Source organism: Pigmentiphaga litoralis, assembly GCF_014651835.1.
Lineage (GTDB): Bacteria > Pseudomonadota > Gammaproteobacteria > Burkholderiales > Burkholderiaceae_B > Pigmentiphaga > Pigmentiphaga litoralis.
This window is the reverse complement of record NZ_BMXQ01000001.1, coordinates 3,169,003-3,188,131: the sequence shown is the minus strand read 5'-3', so window position 1 is coordinate 3,188,131 and position 19,129 is coordinate 3,169,003. Positions and strand designations below refer to the sequence as shown.

The 19,129-nt window shown below is 64.1% G+C and carries 17 protein-coding genes; 14 read left to right on the top strand and 3 right to left on the bottom strand.

What is annotated here, in order from left to right; all coding sequences use genetic code 11:
* Window positions 1–48 precede the first annotated feature (48 nt).
* Window positions 49–927, bottom strand: a complete 879-nt coding sequence (locus IE116_RS25940; protein ID WP_229828179.1) for a ComFC family protein — start codon at window positions 925–927, stop codon at window positions 49–51.
* Window positions 928–1,081: 154 nt separating this feature from the next.
* Between IE116_RS25940 and IE116_RS14475 the strand changes: the two genes are divergently transcribed.
* The 7 genes from IE116_RS14475 (at window position 1,082) to IE116_RS14450 (ending at window position 6,998) form a co-directional block, all read left to right on the top strand.
* On the top strand, window positions 1,082–2,029 hold the full coding sequence (locus tag IE116_RS14475) for a methyltransferase domain-containing protein (protein WP_229828178.1): 948 nt from the start codon (window positions 1,082–1,084) through the stop codon (window positions 2,027–2,029).
* Window positions 2,030–2,219: 190 nt separating this feature from the next.
* Window positions 2,220–3,380, top strand: coding sequence for a cytochrome c oxidase subunit II (gene coxB, locus IE116_RS14470; protein WP_189613484.1), 1,161 nt, complete (start codon window positions 2,220–2,222; stop codon window positions 3,378–3,380).
* Between the two features lie 112 nt (window positions 3,381–3,492).
* The gene (gene ctaD / locus IE116_RS14465) at window positions 3,493–5,100 is read left to right on the top strand and encodes a cytochrome c oxidase subunit I (RefSeq protein WP_189613482.1); all 1,608 of its coding nucleotides are present in this window, start codon (window positions 3,493–3,495) and stop codon (window positions 5,098–5,100) included.
* Entirely contained in the window at window positions 5,097–5,210 is a 114-nt protein-coding gene (locus IE116_RS25935; protein WP_229828177.1) for a cytochrome oxidase small assembly protein, read from the top strand. The genes ctaD and IE116_RS25935 overlap by 4 nt, the downstream gene beginning before the upstream one ends.
* A gap of 9 nt (window positions 5,211–5,219) precedes the next feature.
* On the top strand, window positions 5,220–5,822 hold the full coding sequence (locus IE116_RS14460) for a cytochrome c oxidase assembly protein (RefSeq protein WP_189613481.1): 603 nt from the start codon (window positions 5,220–5,222) through the stop codon (window positions 5,820–5,822).
* Window positions 5,819–6,040 (top strand): DUF2970 domain-containing protein, encoded by a 222-nt coding sequence (locus IE116_RS14455; RefSeq protein WP_189613480.1) that lies wholly within the window; start codon window positions 5,819–5,821, stop codon window positions 6,038–6,040. Before IE116_RS14460 ends, IE116_RS14455 begins: the two co-directional genes overlap by 4 nt.
* A gap of 82 nt (window positions 6,041–6,122) precedes the next feature.
* Complete coding sequence (locus IE116_RS14450) at window positions 6,123–6,998, top strand: cytochrome c oxidase subunit 3 (protein WP_189613479.1); 876 nt, start codon at window positions 6,123–6,125, stop codon at window positions 6,996–6,998.
* A 128-nt stretch (window positions 6,999–7,126) separates the two neighbouring features.
* Here IE116_RS14450 and IE116_RS14445 read toward each other — a convergent pair whose 3' ends face one another.
* Window positions 7,127–7,327 carry a twin transmembrane helix small protein gene (locus IE116_RS14445; protein ID WP_179583819.1) on the bottom strand — a complete coding sequence of 67 codons (201 nt, stop codon included), beginning with the start codon at window positions 7,325–7,327 and terminating at the stop codon, window positions 7,127–7,129.
* Between the two features lie 75 nt (window positions 7,328–7,402).
* Between IE116_RS14445 and IE116_RS14440 the strand changes: the two genes are divergently transcribed.
* The 5 genes from IE116_RS14440 (at window position 7,403) to IE116_RS14420 (ending at window position 11,602) form a co-directional block, all read left to right on the top strand.
* A complete protein-coding gene (locus IE116_RS14440; RefSeq protein WP_308428235.1) occupies window positions 7,403–8,254 on the top strand; it encodes an SURF1 family protein in 852 nt (283 codons plus the stop codon).
* The gene (locus IE116_RS14435) at window positions 8,223–8,876 is read left to right on the top strand and encodes an SCO family protein (RefSeq protein ID WP_229828176.1); all 654 of its coding nucleotides are present in this window, start codon (window positions 8,223–8,225) and stop codon (window positions 8,874–8,876) included. The genes IE116_RS14440 and IE116_RS14435 overlap by 32 nt, the downstream gene beginning before the upstream one ends.
* A gap of 25 nt (window positions 8,877–8,901) precedes the next feature.
* On the top strand, window positions 8,902–10,008 hold the full coding sequence (locus IE116_RS14430; protein WP_189613478.1) for a COX15/CtaA family protein: 1,107 nt from the start codon (window positions 8,902–8,904) through the stop codon (window positions 10,006–10,008).
* Window positions 10,009–10,022: 14 nt separating this feature from the next.
* A complete protein-coding gene (cyoE, locus tag IE116_RS14425; RefSeq protein ID WP_189613477.1) occupies window positions 10,023–10,916 on the top strand; it encodes a heme o synthase in 894 nt (297 codons plus the stop codon).
* Between the two features lie 65 nt (window positions 10,917–10,981).
* The gene (locus IE116_RS14420; protein WP_373302999.1) at window positions 10,982–11,602 is read left to right on the top strand and encodes an SCO family protein; all 621 of its coding nucleotides are present in this window, start codon (window positions 10,982–10,984) and stop codon (window positions 11,600–11,602) included.
* A gap of 409 nt (window positions 11,603–12,011) precedes the next feature.
* Here the strand turns inward: IE116_RS14420 and rpoH are convergent, their stop codons facing one another.
* Window positions 12,012–12,923, bottom strand: a complete 912-nt coding sequence (rpoH, locus tag IE116_RS14415) for an RNA polymerase sigma factor RpoH (RefSeq protein ID WP_189613476.1) — start codon at window positions 12,921–12,923, stop codon at window positions 12,012–12,014.
* A gap of 311 nt (window positions 12,924–13,234) precedes the next feature.
* Between rpoH and IE116_RS14410 the strand changes: the two genes are divergently transcribed.
* Together IE116_RS14410 and IE116_RS14405 are read left to right on the top strand one after the other, a co-directional pair.
* A complete protein-coding gene (locus IE116_RS14410; RefSeq protein ID WP_189613475.1) occupies window positions 13,235–13,972 on the top strand; it encodes a hypothetical protein in 738 nt (245 codons plus the stop codon).
* Between the two features lie 346 nt (window positions 13,973–14,318).
* Window positions 14,319–19,094: a glutamate synthase-related protein gene (locus tag IE116_RS14405; RefSeq protein ID WP_189614654.1), complete on the top strand. Its 4,776-nt coding sequence runs from the start codon at window positions 14,319–14,321 to the stop codon at window positions 19,092–19,094.
* Window positions 19,095–19,129: the final 35 nt, after the last annotated feature.

The window sequence follows — 19,129 nt, the reverse complement described above, 5'->3', positions numbered from 1 at the left end:
CGGTCGAAAGTCGGCGGGATCATCGGGGTTTGAAATGGATCGAAATCGTTATTCACGTTGTCTGCGCAAATTCGCCACAGACTTGCGAACTTCCGCCCGGGCGATCGTTCCGTCGGCGGGCGGATGGGGCGTGCGCGCCGCCACCAGCGCCGTGACACTTGCCGCGCCCGCGGCCTTCAGCGCAAGCGCGATTTCGTGCAGGGTGCTGCCGGTCGTCATCACGTCGTCGACGATTCCCAGATGCCTGCCACGCATGCCGGGTGCGCAAGCATACAGGCCCTGCGCGGCCTCTCGCCGTTCCAGCCTGCCCAGGGTGTGCTGCTGCGCCTGCTGCCGGGTACGCGCCAGCCAATCCAGGCGCACGGGCAGTCCCAGGTCCCGCCCCAGCGCCCGGGCAATCTCGGCAGCCGGATTGAAGCCCCGCGCCCGCAAGGCGGACCGGCTGGCGGGCACGGGCAACAGCACGGTCCCGTCGGGCAGCCCGCGTCCGTCATGGCGGATGGCTTCGGCCAGCAGGTTGCCGAGCAGGTCGCCCTGGGCATAGTGCCGCCCCGCCTTCATGCGCAGGATCAGCGCGTCGGCAGGCGGAAGGTAGTCGAGCGCGATCACCGTCCGGTCGAAGGCCGTGTGCCGGTCCGCGCAATCCGGGCACGGGCTGTCGTGCTCGGGCAAACCCAGCGCGCACCGCGGGCAGCGCCAGGTCATGCCGGTTCCGGCCGCGCTGCGCAGCAGGCCCGCGACGTCGTGATCGCACGGCCCGCACAGCGCCCCGCCGCGCGCCAGCGCGCCGCACAGGGGGCAGTCGGTCGGCAGGCGGGCGCGTGCGATCGCCAAGGCGTCGGCGGCGCGGGCGCGCCAGCGGCCCGCGCCTGGAAAGCGGGGCGGCGTCCAGCGTGGCAGCGGGAACCGGGGCAGGTGCATGGGCATGAAGAGTGCGGGTGTGCAGGCGTGGCGACGTACCGTAAACGTGAGCCGTGGCAAGCCATGGCATGATGAGAGGGCAGCGCAGTCCGCCCGATGCTCTGCCGTAGTGTAAAGACTCCCTTGATATGTGTGCCTACCCGCAATGACAGAAACATCCATGCCTGCCGCCGTGCCTGCAGCCGCGCGGCTTCCCGCCTTACCGCTGGTCGGGCAGCATGTCGTGCGCCAGTTCGATCGCCGCGGCGACCTCGAAGCCGCGCAATTCCTGTATGGCGAGATCGCGCGGCGCATGCTCGAGCGCCTGGACTACATCCGGGTCGACCCGGCCGCGCTGCTCGATGCCGGGTGCGGCGCGGGCGCGGCGCTGCCCGTGCTGCGCGAGCGTTACCCTGCGGCTCACTACACCGGGGTGGACCTGAGTCCGTCCTTGCTCGACCACGCGCGCCGCAAATTCCTGCCGTCGGCGGTCACCCGCATGCGGCAATCCGTGATGGGACTTGTCGGCCGGGCTGGCGCCGCCACCCCCGAATTCCGGGAAGCCGACCTGGCCGCCACCGGCCTGCCGCCCGAGCAGTTCGACATGGTGTGGTCCAACCTGGCCCTGCACTGGCACGCCGAACCCCACCACGTGCTTGAAGAATGGCGCCGTATCCTCAAGGTCGGCGGACTGGTCATGTTCAGCTGCCTGGGCCCCAATACCTTCAAAGAATTGCGGGACGCCGTCGCACAGGCCGGCCTGGACACCGCCACGCCTCCCTTCGTGGACATGCATGATTTTGGTGACCTCCTGATCGAAAGCGGTTTTGCCGACCCCGTCATGGACCAGGAAATCCTGACCCTGACCTACACCGACCCCGCCTCGTTGCTGCTGGACGTGCGCCGCCTTGGGGGAAATCCGGCGGCAGGGCGTCGGCGCGGCCTGGCCGGCCGGGCCTGGCGCGACCGACTGGCGGCCGCGCTCGATGCCCGGCGGGCGCCCGACGGCCGCATCCACCTGACGCTGGAAGTGGCGTATGGTCATGCGTGGCGGGCCGGCTCTCACAAATTGGCTACAGGGGAAACCCGACTATCCGTGGCGTCGATCGGACGTTCGGTGAAACGATGAGCAGCATGGGACACGCAGCGCATTTGCTGCGGCTTCGCCCGTACCCGTATAATCCGGCGGTTCTAAGCATTAACCTGCTAAGACACCGCATATAACAATTAATTTAGTGGTTGGCCGGGGGTGTGCTGCGAGGAGATACGCAGCCGGGGCTCGACTGCCTGAAAGTAAACGATGTTCTTCGAGGTCGGACATGAAGAAGTGGTTGAGTGGGTGGGTAGGAGCCTTGTTCGCAAATTTGCTGGCCAGCAGCGCAGCGCTGGCGGTCAACGACAGTGTGGGCGGCCCGAAGGTCAATCAACTCAACCTGCATGAGCCGGTCACGAGCATCGCCTCGCAGATCCAGTGGCTGCACTGGATGATGCTGGCGATCTGTCTGGTGATCTTCATCGGCGTGTTTGCGGTGATGTTCTATTCGATCTGGGCTCACCGGAAATCGCGCGGCGCCAAGCCCGCGACCTTCCACGAAAGCATCGGCGTCGAAATTGCCTGGACGATCATTCCCTTTGTCATCGTGATCGGCATGGCGCTTCCGGCGACCAAGACCGTCGTCGCGATGAAGGACACCACCAACGCCGACCTGACCGTCAAGGCCACCGGCTACCAGTGGAAGTGGGGCTACGACTACCTCACCGGCGAAGGCGAGGGCATCGGTTTCCTGTCCAACCTGGCCACGCCGGCCGACCAGCGCGACGGCACCGTGCCCAAGGGCGACAACTACCTGATGGAAGTCGACAATCCGCTGGTGGTGCCGGTCGACAAGAAGATTCGTGTGGTGACCACCGCCAACGACGTGATCCACTCCTGGATGGTGCCGTCCTTCGGCGTCAAGCAGGATGCGATTCCCGGCTTCGTGCGGGATACGTGGTTCCGTGCCGAAAAGATCGGCGAGTTCCGCGGCCAGTGCGCCGAACTCTGTGGCAAGGACCACGCCTTCATGCCCATCGTGGTGAAGGTCGTGTCCGCCGAAGACTACACAAAATGGGTCGAAGAGAAGAAGAAGGCGATGGCTGCACTCGCCGACGATCCCAACAAGGTCTGGACCGCCGACGAGCTCAAGACGCGCGGCCAGACGGTCTTTGCCTCCAACTGCGTGGCCTGTCACCAGGCGACCGGCAAGGGCGTGCCCGGCACGTTCCCCGCGCTGGACGCCGACCCCGCCGTTCTCGGACCCAAGGCCCGGCAGATCGAGACACTGCTGAAAGGACGTCCAGGCACGGCGATGGCATCGTTCGCCCACCTGTCCGACACTGAACTTGCTGCCGTCATCACCTATACCCGCAATGCCTGGAGCAATGCCGGGAAAGGGACCGATCCGGTCGTGCAACCCGCTGATTTGAAAGCCGCCCGCTGATCGCTCCGGCCGGCCGCCTAAGGCCTTGTAGCCAGGGATTTCAGGTTTCGTATTCGAATGGATGTCCATCGTCACGCACGATGACAGCAGTACAGAGCAGCAAGGAGCCATCATGAGCAGCACCGCGATCGACCACGCCCACGGGCATGATCATGCGCACGACGACCACGCCCACGCACGTCCGACCGGGTGGCGTCGCTGGTTGTTCGCAACCAACCACAAAGACATCGGTACGATGTACCTGATCTTTTCGTTCACGATGCTGCTGATGGGGGGCGTGCTCGCCCTGCTGCTGCGCACCGAACTGTTCGAGCCAGGCATCCAGTTCTTTCAGCCCGAACTGTTCAACCAGTTCACCACCATGCACGGCATCATCATGGTGTTCGGCGCGATCATGCCGGCCTTCGTGGGCTTTGCGAACTGGATGATCCCGCTGCAGATCGGCGCATCCGACATGGCCTTTGCCCGGATGAACAACTTCAGCTTCTGGCTGCTGCCCGTGGTGGGCATCCTGCTGAGCGCATCGTTCTTCGTGCCAGGCGGCGCCACCGCCGCAGGCTGGACCCTGTACGCACCGCTGTCCGTGCAGATGGGCCCCGGCATGGACATGGCCATCTTTGCCCTGCACATTGCCGGCGCATCGTCGATCATGGGCGCCATCAACATCGTCGTCACCATCCTGAACATGCGCGCGCCTGGCATGACCCTGATGAAGATGCCGCTGTTCTGCTGGACCTGGCTGATCACGGCCTACCTGCTGATCGCCGTCATGCCCGTGCTGGCCGGCGCCATCACCATGGTCCTGACCGACCGTCACTTCGGCACGTCGTTCTTCAACGCAGCCGGCGGCGGCGACCCGGTCATGTACCAGCACATTTTCTGGTTCTTCGGGCACCCCGAGGTGTACATCATGATCTTGCCGGCCTTCGGCATCGTCTCGGCCATCGTGCCGGTGTTCGCCCGCAAGCGCCTGTTCGGCTATGCGTCCATGGTGTACGCAACCTCGTCCATCGCCATCCTGTCCTTCATCGTGTGGGCGCACCACATGTTTACGACCGGCATGCCGGTCACCGGCCAGCTCTTCTTCATGTACGCGACCATGTTGATCGCGGTGCCGACCGGCGTGAAGATCTTCAACTGGCTCGCCACGATGTGGCGCGGTTCCATGACGTTCGAGACGCCGATGCTGTTCGCGGTCGGCTTCATCTTCGTGTTCTCGATGGGCGGCTTCACGGGCCTGATCCTGGCCGTCGCGCCGATCGACATCCAGGTGCAGGACACGTACTACGTGGTGGCCCACTTCCACTATGTGCTGGTGGCCGGCTCGCTGTTCTCACTGTTTGGCGGCGCCTATTACTGGCTGCCCAAGTGGACGGGGCGCATGTATGACGAAAAGCTGGGCAAGATCCACTTCTGGTCGTCGCTGATCTCGTTCAACATCACCTTCTTCCCGATGCACTTCCTGGGTCTGGCCGGCATGCCCCGCCGTTATGCCGACTACGCCGCGCAGTTCACCGACTTCCACCAGATCGCCACGATCGGCGCCTTCTGGTTCGGCCTGTCGCAGCTGCTCTTCCTGTACGTCGTGCTCAAGGCGTTTGCCGGCAAGGGCGAAGTAGCGCCCGCGAACCCCTGGGGCGCCGAAGATGGCGGCCTGGAATGGTCGGTGCCATCGCCCGCGCCGTTCCACACGTTCGAGACGCCACCGCTGGTCAAATGATGGTCACGCCGGAACAACGCCGCAACAATCGGCGACTGGGCATCATCCTTGCCGCAGTCGCCATCGGATTCTTCCTGATGGTCTTCATCAGGAAGGTCTATTACGGCTAGAGGTACGACATGACGACACCGCAAGAAAAAACGCCAGGGCCCGCAAGCGACAACCGTCGCATGCTGGGCAAGCTTGCGGTCGTCATCCTGCTCATGTTTGGCTTTGGTTACGCCCTGGTGCCGATGTACAAGGCGATCTGCGAAATCACCGGCATCAACTTTCTGACCAAGATCGACGATGACGCCGCCGAGTTCGCCAAGAACACGCAGGTGGACGCGTCGCGGACCATCAAGATCGTGTTCGACGCCAACATCCACGGCCCCTGGCGCTTCCGGCCGGTGCAGACGTCGATGGAAGTGAACCCGGGTGAACTCGCCACGATCACGTACGAAATCGCCAACCAGCAGGACCGCGAGATGGTCGGGCAGGCGATCCCGAGCTACGCGCCCATGGCGGCAGGACAGTATTTCAAGAAGATCGAGTGTTTCTGCTTTACGCAGCAGGACTTGAAGGCGCGTGAAACGCGCCAGTTTCCGGTGGTCTTCGTGGTCGACCCGAAGCTGCCGAAAGAAGTGACCACCATCACCCTGTCGTACACGTTCTTTGAAGTGGCCGGTCGCACGGCTGCCGGCAAGGACGCTGCGGCAGGTGCGGGGGCGGGGGGCGTATGACCGATCCGCGCGTGGATTCTCGCGCGACGGCGCGCAAGCTCAATTTCTTCCAGACGGTCCAGGCCGTGTTGTGGTCCTTTATCGGATTGCGCCGCGGCAAGGATTACCAGCAGGACATGGCCAACCTGAACCCGGTTCACCTGGTGATCGCGGGGGTGCTGATGGCGGCGCTGCTGGTGCTGGTGCTGGTTGGAATCGTGCAGGCGGTGGTAGGGTAGAGGCAGCACGGCGGCCGCGACGCGACCGCCCCGACTTTCATAAAAAGAACGTATTACATAGACATCGCGAAGGAGAGTTGTGATGAGTGCAGGTCACTCGGTTGAGGGCACGGAGGCGCCGTACTACTTCGTGCCAGCCCCGTCCGTTCATCCGGCCACGGGAAGCCTGGCGCTGCTGTTCTTCGGCGGCGGCATGGTCATGTGGGTCAACGACATCGCGATCGGACCCTGGGTGGTCCTGGCCGGGGTGCTCGGTTTCCTGTTCGTGCTCTACCAATGGTTTGGCGACGCCATCGCCGAGTCCGAAGGCGGGATGTACAGCCGGCGCGTCGATGTCTCCTACCGCTGGAGCATGAGCTGGTTCATCTTCTCTGAAGTGATGTTCTTTGCGGCATTCTTTGGCGCCCTGTTCTATACCCGGGTGTTCACCACGCCCTGGCTCGGCAACTTCGACCACCGCCAGGTGCTGTGGCCGGCGTTCTCGGCCGTCTGGCCCAACCAGGGTCCGGCAGGCGTGGTCGAGGCATTCGCCACGGTCGGCCCGTTCTGGCTGCCGACGATCAACACGGCGCTGCTGCTGACCTCCGGCATCACGCTGACGATCTCGCACCACGCCCTGCGGGAAAACCTCCGCAGCAAGTGCATCACGTGGCTGGCGATTACCGTACTGCTGGGCCTGACCTTCGTCTGTGTCCAGGCCTACGAGTACTACCACCTGTACACCGAATTGAACCTGCGCCTGACGTCGGGTGCCTACGGGTCGACGTTCTACCTGCTGACCGGCTTCCACGGTTTCCACGTGTGCCTGGGCGCCCTGATGCTGGCGGTGATATTGCGCCGGCTGATCAAGGGCCACTTCACGGCCGACCAGCATTTCGGCTTCGAAGGCGCCGCCTGGTACTGGCACTTCGTGGACGTGGTGTGGCTGGGCCTGTACCTGTTCGTGTACTGGTTCTAAGGTCTTTGCACCGTCAAGGCCTGCGGTCCCGGCCAGCACGGTCATGAATCGACAGGGCGGATGGCAGCGGCACGGACCGCAGCCATCCGCCTTGTCTTTTCAGGGTCCGGCCTTGCTGGCAGGGCGCGCTAGCGCAAGCCGGTGCTCTGGATCCACCCCATCCAGTGTGCGAACAGCACGAATAGAAACAACATGACCGACAGTCCGATCCGGGCAGTCAGTGCATTGACGGTCCGGTTGGTCTTGCCCTTGTCCCGCATCAGGAAAAACAGGGCGGACGCCAGGCTGTACAGAATGCCGATAAAGGCAATGGCAACAATGATGCGCATCAAACTCCTCCCGCAAGCGTCGATTATCGCAGTGCCACGGGCCTGATGGGGGTTCCGCCGGTGCAACAAAAGGCTATGCCCCCGTCAAACGACACGGTGCCCACCCCAACCGGGGCGATGGCTGGCGCCAGCAAGGCGCGGCCCAGCCGAGGTCGTGTCATCGTCGCGCTTGTATTGCTGGCCATCACGATGCTGGTGTGTGTGTCGCTGGGCCGCTGGCAGGTCGCGCGGGGCAAGGAGAAGGCGGCGCTGCTGGCTCAGGTGGAGGATGGCAAACGCCAGGCGCCGTTGCAGGTGGTGCCGGCCACGCCTCCTGCCGAGCTGACTGCCTGGCGGCCCGCGTCGGCAACCGGCGGATGGCTGCCGGGCTTGACCGTGCTGCTGGACAACCGGACCGCCGGCGGCCGGCCCGGGTTCTGGGTGGTGACGCCGCTACGCTTGGACAATTCGTCCGAGGCGCCAAAAGCGCCCCCCGGCTACACTGACAGTGGCCCGGTGATACTGGTGCTGCGAGGCTGGCTGCCCCGGCAATTTCCGGATCAGCCGCTCAGCACGGTGCCGACGCGCGCCGGCCAGGTCACGGTGTCCGGTACGGTGCTTTCCCACATTCCTCGCCTGCTCGAATTGTCGAGCCTGGGCGCCGGCAAGGCGGCCGTGCTGCCCGACAGGCTGCCGGCCGACGGTCCGCTGCCGCGGGTGCAGAACCTGGATATCGCCGCCTTTGCGCGCGCCAGTGGCCTGACCGTGTTGCCTGCGGTGCTGCAGTCCTCGCCATCCGATGGCAGCCTGGTGCAGGACTGGCCCGCGCCGCCGGCCAACACCGACATGCATCGCGGCTATGCGCTGCAGTGGTTTTCTTTCGCGGCCATTGCCGCCATCGCTTTTGGAGTGCTTCTTGTCCGACACCTCCGTTCCTCGCGCCGCTGATCCGCGCGGCCGCAACGCGCCGCCTGCGAAGCGCTCGAACCTGACCCTGTTCCTGGTGTTGCTGGTGTGCGCCGCGCCGGTGCTGTTCGCAGCCGCTGCCTATTTCCTGAACTGGCGGCCTGCCGCCACGACCAACTATGGCCAGCTGATCACGCCGCAGCGGCCGGTGCCCGACGCCGCGCTCTTGCCGCTGACCAACCTGGATGGCACGCCGTTCGACCTGCGCAGCCTGTACGGCAAATGGGTGCTGATCAGCAGCAACTCCGGCGCGTGCGACGAGGCCTGCGCAAAGAACCTGTTCATCATCCGCCAGACGCATGCCAGCACGGGCAAGGAAATCGGCCGCATCGAACGGGTCTGGCTGATCAACGACAAGCAGCCGGTGCCGACGATCGTCATCCGCGCCTACGAAGGCATGCGCTTCGTACGGGGCGACGCGCGCCAGATCGCCGACTTCCTCGCCCTGCCTGAGGGCGCGGCCAACCCCCCCGAGGCGCTGAAAAAGCACATCTGGCTGGTCGACCCGCGCGGCAATCTGATGATGCGCTTCCCAGAGAACCCCGATCCGGCCGAACTGCGCAATGACATCGGCAAGCTGCTGAAAGCCTCGCGGATCGGGTAACGGGATACAGGCCAACAAGGTAAGCATGACGTCCGTTTCTTCTTCCGCCGCCGCTCCTCCGCCCGCGACCAACGCCGGCCCCACTCCGGGCCGCTTTGCCCGTATCCGGGCGCGGTATGCCAGGCTCGTCGCGGTCACGATGTTCCTGACCTTCGACCTGATCATGTTCGGCGCGTTTGTGCGGCTGTCGGATTCGGGTCTGGGCTGCCCGGACTGGCCCGGCTGCTACGGCAACGTGACGCCGATCGGCGCGCGGGCGGACATCCATGCCGCGGTGCAGGCGATGCCCGATGGCCCCGTCACCGTGCCCAAAGCCTGGATCGAGATGATCCACCGTTACGTCGGCACCTTGCTGGGCATCCTCATCATTGCGATCGTGTTCATGGCCTGGCGTCATCGCAAGGCGCTGGCGCAATCCCCCTGGCTCGCAACGATCATTTTGCCGGCGGTCTGCCTGCAGGGCGCGTTTGGCGCCTGGACCGTCACGCACCAGCTGATGCCGGTGGTGGTGACCGCTCACTTGCTGGGCGGCATGATCCTGCTGTCCTTGCTGACGTGGCTGTCGGCCAACCAGCAGGCGCACATCCCTATCCCGGCGGACGCCAGGCGATGGCGGACCGCGGCCATCATCGGCCTGGTGCTGCTGTTTACCCAGCTGGCGTTGGGGGGCTGGGTCAGCACGAACTACGCGGCCCTGGCCTGCCTGGAATTTCCGACCTGCCACGGCGAGTGGGTGCCGCCCATGGACTTTCAGGGCGGCTATTCCATCATCCGCGCGCTGGGCGAGCTGCCAAGCGGTGAAATCATCTCGCAGGACGCCCTGACGGCCATCCACTGGACGCACCGGAACTTCGCCTTTGTCGTCCTGATCTATCTTGGGTGGCTGGCGTTCAAACTGAAGCGCATACCTGGAACGCGCGGCCCCGCCCGCCTGCTGAACGTCATGCTGCTCGTCCAGCTGCTTACGGGCCTGACCAGTGTTTTCCTGCAATGGCCTATAGTGATTGCCGTGCTGCATAACGGCGGCGCGGCGGTTCTGACCATCCTCTGCATCACCCTGATCGTGCGCCTGTCCCACGCCGGACGGGCCGATACGCCCCCTGCGGGCGCTGTCGCCGGCACGAACGCTTGAGTTAACCTTCAGCCATGGCAAGCCTTACCGCGTCGCGCGCCAACCTGCGCATCCGTCAATACCTGGTCCTGACCAAGCCCCGGGTCACCCAGCTGGCCGTCTTTTGCGCGGTCATCGGGATGTTCCTGGCGTCGCCCACGCTGCCGCCCTGGCAGACCGTGCTGTCGGCAACCGTCGGGATCTGGCTGCTGGCGGCGGCGGCGTTTGCAGTCAACTGCCTGATCGAAGAGCAGGTCGATGCCAAGATGACGCGCACCGCCCATCGGGCATCGGCCCGTGGCGAGATCAGTGCGCCGCATATCCTGCTGGTGTCCGGCATCGTGGGTGGCGCCGGCATGTTCGTGCTGTACCGATGGGTCAACCCGCTGACGATGTGGTTGACCTTTGCCACGTTTGTTGGCTACGCGATCATCTACACCATCATCCTCAAGCCGCGCACGCCCCAGAACATCGTCATCGGTGGCCTGTCGGGCGCCATGCCGCCCGCCTTGGGCTGGGCCGCGGTGGCCAACAGCGTGCCGGCCGAAGCCTGGCTGCTGGTGCTGATCATCTTTGTGTGGACGCCGCCGCACTTCTGGGCGCTGGCGCTGTACCGCACCCGCGATTACGAAAAGTCCGGCCTGCCGATGCTGCCGATTACCCATGGCGAAGCGCTGACCCGGCTGCACATCCTGCTGTATTCGATTGCGCTGCTGGCGACGACGCTGCTGCCCTACGTGATCCGCATGAGCGGCTGGATCTACCTGCTGAGCGCGCTTGCCTTGGGGGCCGTGTTTGTCGGCTACGCATGGAAGCTGTACCGGCAGTACAGTGACGCGCTGGCGCGCAGCATGTTCAAGTTCTCGATCCTCTACCTGGCCCTGCTTTTCGGTGCACTGCTGGCCGATCACTGGCTCCTGAACGTCTGATCCCCGGTTCTTTCCGATCTTCTGATCTTTCCGACCTCTTGCGGCGCCTTGATGGCGTCCTGCCCATGACTCCTTCCTTTTTCTTGCACCGGCGCTCCGTCCTGCGTACTGGCGCCGCCTTGGCAATGGCTGGCCTGATGGCCGCTTCGATGGCCGGCTGCCAGCGCAAGGAACTCGCATTCAACAGTACGGACGTGACCGGCAGCGATATCGGCAGCGACCTGAACCTGACCGATCACAATGGGGTCAAGCGCGGAATGGCCGACTTTCGCGGCAAGGCAGTGGTGGTGTTTTTCGGATTTATCCAGTGCCCCGATGTCTGCCCCACGACGCTGGCGAACTTTGCGGAAGTGATGAAGCGGCTCGGGCCGGATGCCGACAAGGTGCAGGTCGTGTTCGTGACAGTCGACCCGGAACGCGACACGGCCGCCGTCATGAAGGACTATGTGACCCAGTTCGACCCACGCTTTCTGGGTCTGTCGGGTTCGGCGGAGGACACCGCGCGGGTCGCCAAGTCATTCAAGGTTTTCTACGCCAAGGTCCCTGGCAAGGAACCGGGCTCCTACAGCATGGACCACTCGGCCGGTATCTACGTCTTCGACCCCAAAGGCAATCTGCGGCTGTACGGCCGGCACACTGCAACGCCAGACGCGCTGGTATCCGACATCCGGCAATTGCTGGACTGACCGAAGGAAGGCTGGCGACAGGCATAAAAAAACGGGGCACCTTGCGGTGCCCCGTTAACATATCCGCCTCGAGTGGGGGGGAGGGAGGAGAAATACAGAGGCGGACGTACGTTGGTGCCGATAAGACTATCCGGGAGAACGGCGTGAAGGCGGGGGGGCCTCACGACGTCCGACACAAGGCATTGCGCCTGTTTGTGCCCCAACTGATAGTTAGGCGCCTGCGAAAGCCAGAAGTTTCCCGGTTGTCGCTTTTTTCTTCAAAAAATGCGGCCCACGAGGTAACAGATTGTGTCAAACCGGAGTTCAGCTCTAAACAGGTGTATGACCAGAAATGAAAAAAGCGGCCAGGGCCGCTTTTCTCATTCCATCCGCTTGAGCACGCCGTAGGCGTCAAGCCGCCTTCGCCCGCTCAGGCGTATTCGGCCAGCGCACCGCGCATCTTGACCATGGCGCGCGCTTCGATCTGGCGAATGCGTTCCGCCGACACGCCGAACTCGGATGCAAGTTCCTGCAGCGTCAGACCGCCTTCGTCCTTCAACCAGCGCGCTTCAATGATGCGACGCGAACGGTCGTCCAGGGTGTCCAGCGCCGAGTGCAGGCCAACGCCATGCAGTTCGTCGCGGCGGCGTCCTTCCAGCACCTGGGTCGGCTCATGCTGCCCTTCGTCCGACAGGTAGGCGATCGGCGCAAAATCGGTTTCGCCGTCGTCGGTCCCGCGGCCTTCAAGCGCCATGTCCTGGCCCGACAAGCGCACTTCCATGTCGGTCACGTCCTGCGGACGCACGTTCAGGGCCGTCGCGATCTCATTCACCTGATCAGGCGTGAGCGACCGCGAGTCCTTCTTCATGCTGCGCAGGTTGAAGAACAGCTTGCGCTGAGCCTTCGTGGTCGCAACCTTCACAAGCTTCCAGTTCTTCAGGATGTACTCGTGGATTTCGGCCTTGACCCAATGGATCGCAAACGACACCAGACGCACGCCGCGTTCCGGATCAAAACGCTTCACGGCCTTCATCAGGCCCACGTTGCCTTCCTGGATCAGGTCCGCATGCGGCAATCCATAGCCCAGATACTGGCGAGCAATGGCCACCACCAGGCGCAGGTGCGACAGGACCAGCTCGCGGGCGGCGCCCAGGTCTTCGGTTTCCTGATAGCGGCGGGCCAGCGAGGTTTCCTGGTCGGCAGTCAGCACCGGCAGGCGGTTCACCGCGCCGATATACGCCTCGATCGTGCCGAGCGCACCTGGATTGGCAATTGCCATGGCCAGCGCTCCGGGGCCGAAACCGGCAGGGACGACGGGGGACTGCTTCAACGATTTATTCATGGATTCATACCTCCCAATGCATCAAGGTTAGCACTCCAGCAAACCGAGTGCTAATGCGTCTTTTTGATAGCTGCGATAGCCTGGATGTATGGTGTAGCCGCGACGGCTGGCGTCGCGTGCTGCGGTGCACTGGCACCGCCAATCTACCCTGACCCGGTATGCGCATTCACCTTGAGTGCGCGCGGATAACCAACGTACCCGACCTATAAGAATAGACAGCTTTTCTGGCCGGATGTTCTGTAAAAATTCGCAAAAATGCGGCGGCACGGTAAGCGCGCACCATCTGTCCCTTTTTATTGTAACCTGACCGGATGGCTCGTCTACCCCGACTCTATGCACCCGGCCTGCCGCACCTTGCGCAGGCCCGGTTTACCTCACCGCTGGCCCCTTCCGAAGGTTCGGTGGCGGCGCTATTTGATCGTATCGCAGGCTGGCTGGCCGATGAAGCCCGCATGCACGGCGTTGCCATTCATGGGTGGACGCTGGCGCCCGACCAGTTACTGCTGCTTGCAACGCCCACCGGCCCAACAGGGCTGGCGGCGCTGCTGCAGGCCATCGGCCGCCGGCTGGCCGCGCACCTGCGGTCAGGGCCCGTGTTCCAGGGACGGTACCGGTCGACCCTGGTCGAACCCGGCGCGTGGGTCCTGCCAGCCCAAGCCTGGATCGAGACCCTGCCGCTGCGATTGTCCCTGACAGACGATGCCGAACAATGGCGATGGTCGTCCGCAGCGGCGCACATGGGCGGCGCCAAGCAAGCTTTCCTGCATGACCACGGTGACTACTGGGCCTATGGCAACACGCCATTCGACCGCCAGGCCGAATATCGCCGCTATATATTGGCAGGCCTTTCGTCGCGCGAGTCCGATGCCATCGGCCGGGCGTTGCAAGGGCAGTGGGCCCTGGGATCGGACGCGTTTCTGAACATGCTGGGCGCGGGCGCGGCCAGCCGGCGGCCAGTTGCCGCCCGGCGGGGGCGACCACGCAAGTCCTTGCCGACGCCAATCAATGGCGAGGTGGAGCCTGCTGGCCGGAAGGACGAGGCTGCGTGAACGGCTCGAATTGTGCGAGACGCGTCCTGGATAGCAGGAAACCCGCGTCGCTGCTGGGGATTCGGACCTTCAACTGGCGATGCGTCCCTAATTAAATTCCTCGTCGGTCAGTGATGAAATAATAAAAGGGACAGTCCCCTAATTATGTCCTTGCACGGGCTGCTGCGCCGCAGTATCGTCAGGTTATCGGTGCCGCCAGGCGTACTCTTTTTGACTCGCCCGGACGCGACTTCCCCATCCTGTCAGACCTGTGCCGACTTGTCCTTTTCAGGTCGCTTTACCGGAGCGTTTCATGCCCCATTCCCACCAGGATCCCTCCTCGGTGTCCCCGTCGTCGCAAGGCCAGATGGCTGTCATCGACGCCAGCCGCATCGGTTTCAACGGTCACACCCGGGCAGCCGCCGCCGCCGCGCCAGCCATTCATACCGCGCCCGAAGCGCAAGGCATGTACGACCCTGCCAATGAACACGACGCCTGTGGTGTCGGTTTCGTCGCGCACATCAAGGGCAAGAAAAGCCACTCCATCATCCAGCAGGGTCTGAAGATCCTTGAAAACCTGGACCACCGGGGTGCGGTGGGCGCCGATCCGCTCATGGGCGACGGGGCCGGCATCCTGATCCAGATTCCTGACGCGTACTACCGCGAAGAAATGGCGCGCCAGGGCGTGAACCTGCCCCAGCCGGGCGAATACGGCGTGGCCATGGTCTTTTTGCCGAAGGAAATCGCTTCGCGCCTGGCCTGTGAACAGGAACTCGAGCGCGCCGTGCGCGCCGAGGGCCAGGTCGTCCTGGGCTGGCGCGATGTGCCGATCGACACCGACATGCCCATGTCGCCCACCGTGCGTTCCCACGAACCTGTCATCCGCCAGCTGTTCATCGGCCGCGGTGGCGACGTCATGGTGCCCGACGCGCTGGAACGCAAGCTGTACGTGATCCGCAAGATGGCGTCGCACGCCATCCAGGCGATGCGCCTGAAGCACGGCAAGGAATACTTCGTGCCGTCGATTTCGACCCGTACCGTCGTGTACAAGGGTCTGCTGCTGGCCGACCAGGTCGGCCGCTACTATCGCGATCTGGCCGACGAACGCGCCGTGTCGGCGCTCGCCCTCGTCCACCAGCGGTTTTCCACGAACACCTTCCCGGCCTGGCCGCTGGCGCACCCCTACCGCCTGATCGCGCACAACGGCGAAATCAACACGGTCAAGGGCAACTTCAACTGGCTGCGCGCCCGTGAAGGCGTCATGCAGTCGCCCGTGCTGGGCGACGACCTGAAAAAGCTGTACCCCATCGTCTACGAAGGCCAGTCCGATACCGCCACGTTCGACAACTGCCTCGAACTGCTGGTCATGTCGGGCTACCCGATCGCCCACGCGATCATGATGATGATCCCGGAAGCCTGGGAACAGCACACCGAAATGGACGAGGCCCGCCGCGCCTTCTACGAATTCCATGCCGCCATGATGGAACCGTGGGACGGCCCCGCCGCCATCGCGTTCACCGATGGCCGCCAGATCGGCGCCACGCTGGACCGTAACGGCCTGCGCCCCGCCCGCTATATCGTGACCGACGACGACCTGGTCATCATGGCGTCGGAATCGGGCGTGCTGCCCGTACCGCAAAGCAAGATCGTCAAGAAGTGGCGTCTGCAGCCCGGCAAGATGTTCCTGATCGACCTGGAACAGGGCCGCATCATCGATGACAAGGAACTGAAAGACCAGCTGTCGAACAGCAAGCCCTATCGTCAGTGGATCGAGCGCCTGCGCATCAAGCTGGACACGCTGGCCGAACCCGCGGCCGAAGAAATCGCCGAAAGCCGCTCGTCGGTGCCGATGCTGGATCGTCAGCAGGCCTTCGGCTGGACGCAGGAAGACTACAAGTTCATCCTGCGCCCCATGGCCGAACTGGGTGAAGAAACCACCGGTTCGATGGGCAACGACTCGCCCCTGGCCGTGCTGTCGAACCGCAACAAGAGCCTGTACAACTACTTCCGTCAGCTGTTCGCACAGGTCACCAACCCGCCGATCGACTCGATCCGCGAAAACCTGGTGATGTCGCTGGTGTCGTTCATCGGCCCCAAGCCCAACCTGCTGGACATCAACAACGTCAACCCGCCGCTGCGCCTGGAAGTCGCGCAGCCGGTGCTGGACTTCGCCGACATGGCGCAGATCCGTCATATCGAACGCGTCACGGGCGGCAAGTTCAAGAGCTTCGAGCTCGACATGACCTATCCGGCGGCGTGGGGCAAGGAAGGCATTCAGGCCCGCGTTGCCGCGCTGTGCGCGCAGGCTGTCGATGCGGTCAAGAGCGGCTACAACATCCTGATCGTGTCGGACCGCCTGGTCGACGCCACCCGCGTGCCGATCCCGGCGCTGCTGGCCACGTCGGCGGTGCACCAGCACCTGATCCGCGCCGGCCTGCGCACCAGCACTGGCCTTGTCATCGAAACGGGCTCGGCGCGTGAAGTGCATCACTTCGCGCTGCTGGGTGGCTACGGCGCCGAAGCCGTGCATCCGTACCTCGCCATGGAAGCGCTGCTGGCCGAACACGCCAACGACCCCAAGGTGTCGGGCGAAAAAGCCATCTACAACTTTACGAAGGCGGTCGGCAAGGGTCTGCAGAAGGTCATGGCCAAGATGGGCATCTCGACCTACATGTCCTACACCGGCGCGCAGATCTTCGAAGCCATCGGCCTGAGCAGCTCGCTGATCGAGCAGTACTTTCCGGGCACGTCCAGCAACATCCAGGGCGTGGGCATTTTCGAGGTGGCCGAAGAATCGATCCGCATCCACCGTGCGGCCTTCGGCAATGATCCGATGCTGGAAAACGCGCTGGACGAGGGTGGCGAGTACGCCTTCCGCGTCAAGGGCGAGGACCACATGTGGACGCCCGATGCGATCGCCAAGCTGCAGCACGCCAGCCGCGCGAACAACTATCGCACCTATAAGGAATACGCCCAGCTCATCAACGACCAGAGCAAGCGCCACATGACGCTGCGCGGCCTGTTCGAGTTCAAGTTCGACCCGGCCAAGGCCATTCCGCTTGAAGAAGTGGAATCCGCCAAGGACATCGTGACGCGTTTTGCAACGGGCGCCATGTCGCTCGGCTCGATCTCGACCGAAGCGCACTCGGTGCTGGCCGTGGCCATGAACCGGATCGGCGGCAAGTCGAACACCGGGGAAGGCGGCGAAGACGAAATCCGCTATCGGGCCGAAATGCAAAGCGGCCAGTCGGCGATCAAGGACGGCGACACACTGGCTTCCGTGCTGGGCGCCGATCGGATCGTGGCCGACGTGCCGCTGCTGGCCGGCGATTCCATGCGCTCCAAGATCAAGCAGGTGGCGTCGGGCCGGTTCGGCGTGTCTGCCGAATACCTGGCCAGCGCCGACCAGATCCAGATCAAGATGGCGCAGGGCGCCAAGCCTGGCGAAGGCGGCCAACTGCCCGGCCACAAGGTCACCGACTACATCGCCAAGCTCCGCTTCTCGGTGCCGGGCGTGGGCCTGATCTCGCCGCCGCCGCACCATGACATCTACTCGATCGAAGACCTGGCACAGCTGATCCACGACCTGAAGAACGCCAATCCGCAGGCATCGATCTCAGTCAAGCTGGTGTCCGAATTCGGCGTCGGCACGGTGGCGGCGGGCGTGGCCAAGGCCAAGTCCGACCACGTCGTGATCGCCGGCCATGACGGCGGCACGGGCGCATCCCCGATCTCATCGATCAAGCATGCCGGCACGCCGTGGGAACTCGGTCTGGCCGAAACGCAGCAGACCCTGGTGCTGAACCGCCTGCGCAGCCGTATCCGCGTGCAGGCCGACGGCCAGATGAAAACCGGCCGCGACGTCGTGATCGGCGCGCTGCTGGGCGCCGACGAATTCGGCTTCGCCACCGCGCCGCTGGTGGTCGAAGGCTGCATCATGATGCGCAAGTGCCACCTGAACACCTGCCCGGTGGGCGTGGCCACGCAGGATCCGGTGCTGCGTGCCAAGTTCCAGGGCAAGCCCGAACACGTCGTGAACTTCTTCTTCTTTATTGCCGATGAAGTCCGCGAACTGATGGCGCAGCTGGGTATCCGCAAGTTCGATGATCTGGTGGGCCGTGTCGACCTGCTCGACACCCGTGCCGGCATCGAACACTGGAAGGCCCGCGGTCTGGACTTCACCCGTGTCTTCTTCCAGCCCAACGTGCCGGCCGACGTGCCGCGCCGTCAGGTCGAAGAACAGGATCACGGCCTGGCCAAGGCGCTCGATCATCAATTGATCGAACGCAGCCGTCCGGCGCTGGATCGCGGCGAAAAAGTGTCCTTCATCGTGCCGGTGCGCAACGTGAACCGCACGATCGGCGCCATGTTGTCCGGCACGGTTGCCCGCAAGTACGGCTACGACGGCCTGCCCGACGACACCATCCATATCCAGTGCACCGGAACGGCCGGCCAGAGCTTCGGCGCCTTCCTGGCGCACGGCATCACCCTGGACCTCGTGGGCGAAGCCAACGACTACGCCGGCAAGGGCCTGTCGGGCGGCCGCATCATCGTGCGTTCGCCCAACGACTTCCGCGGCTACGGTCCGGAACACATCATCGCCGGCAACACGGTCATGTACGGCGCGCTGTCGGGCGAAGCGTATTTCAACGGCGTGGCCGGGGAGCGTTTCGCGGTCCGCAACTCGGGTGCGGCCACGGTGGTGGAAGGCGTGGGCGACCACGGCTGCGAATACATGACTGGCGGCACCGTGGTGGTGCTGGGCGAAACCGGCCGCAACTTTGCGGCGGGCATGTCCGGCGGCGTGGCCTTCGTGTGGGATCCGGACGGCACCTTCCGTTCGCGGACCAACCTGGCCATGGTCGACCTCGAACCGGTCATGACCAGCGCGGCGCAGGAAAAGGAAAACGCCCAGCGCCTGCGTCACAGCATGGTGCGCGGCGGCGAGCAGGAAACCGACGAAGCGATCCTGCGTCGCCTGGTCGAAAACCACTTCCGCTACACGGGCAGCTTCCGCGCCCGCGACATGCTGGACAAGTGGGAAGTCTCGCGCGGCAAGTTCGTCAAGGTCATGCCGACCGAATACCGCCGTGCCCTCGGCGAGATGTGGCAGGCACAGAACGGACAGCAACTGGCGGCCTGAGGCTCGCGCAGCACCCACTCAACATCATTGGCCAC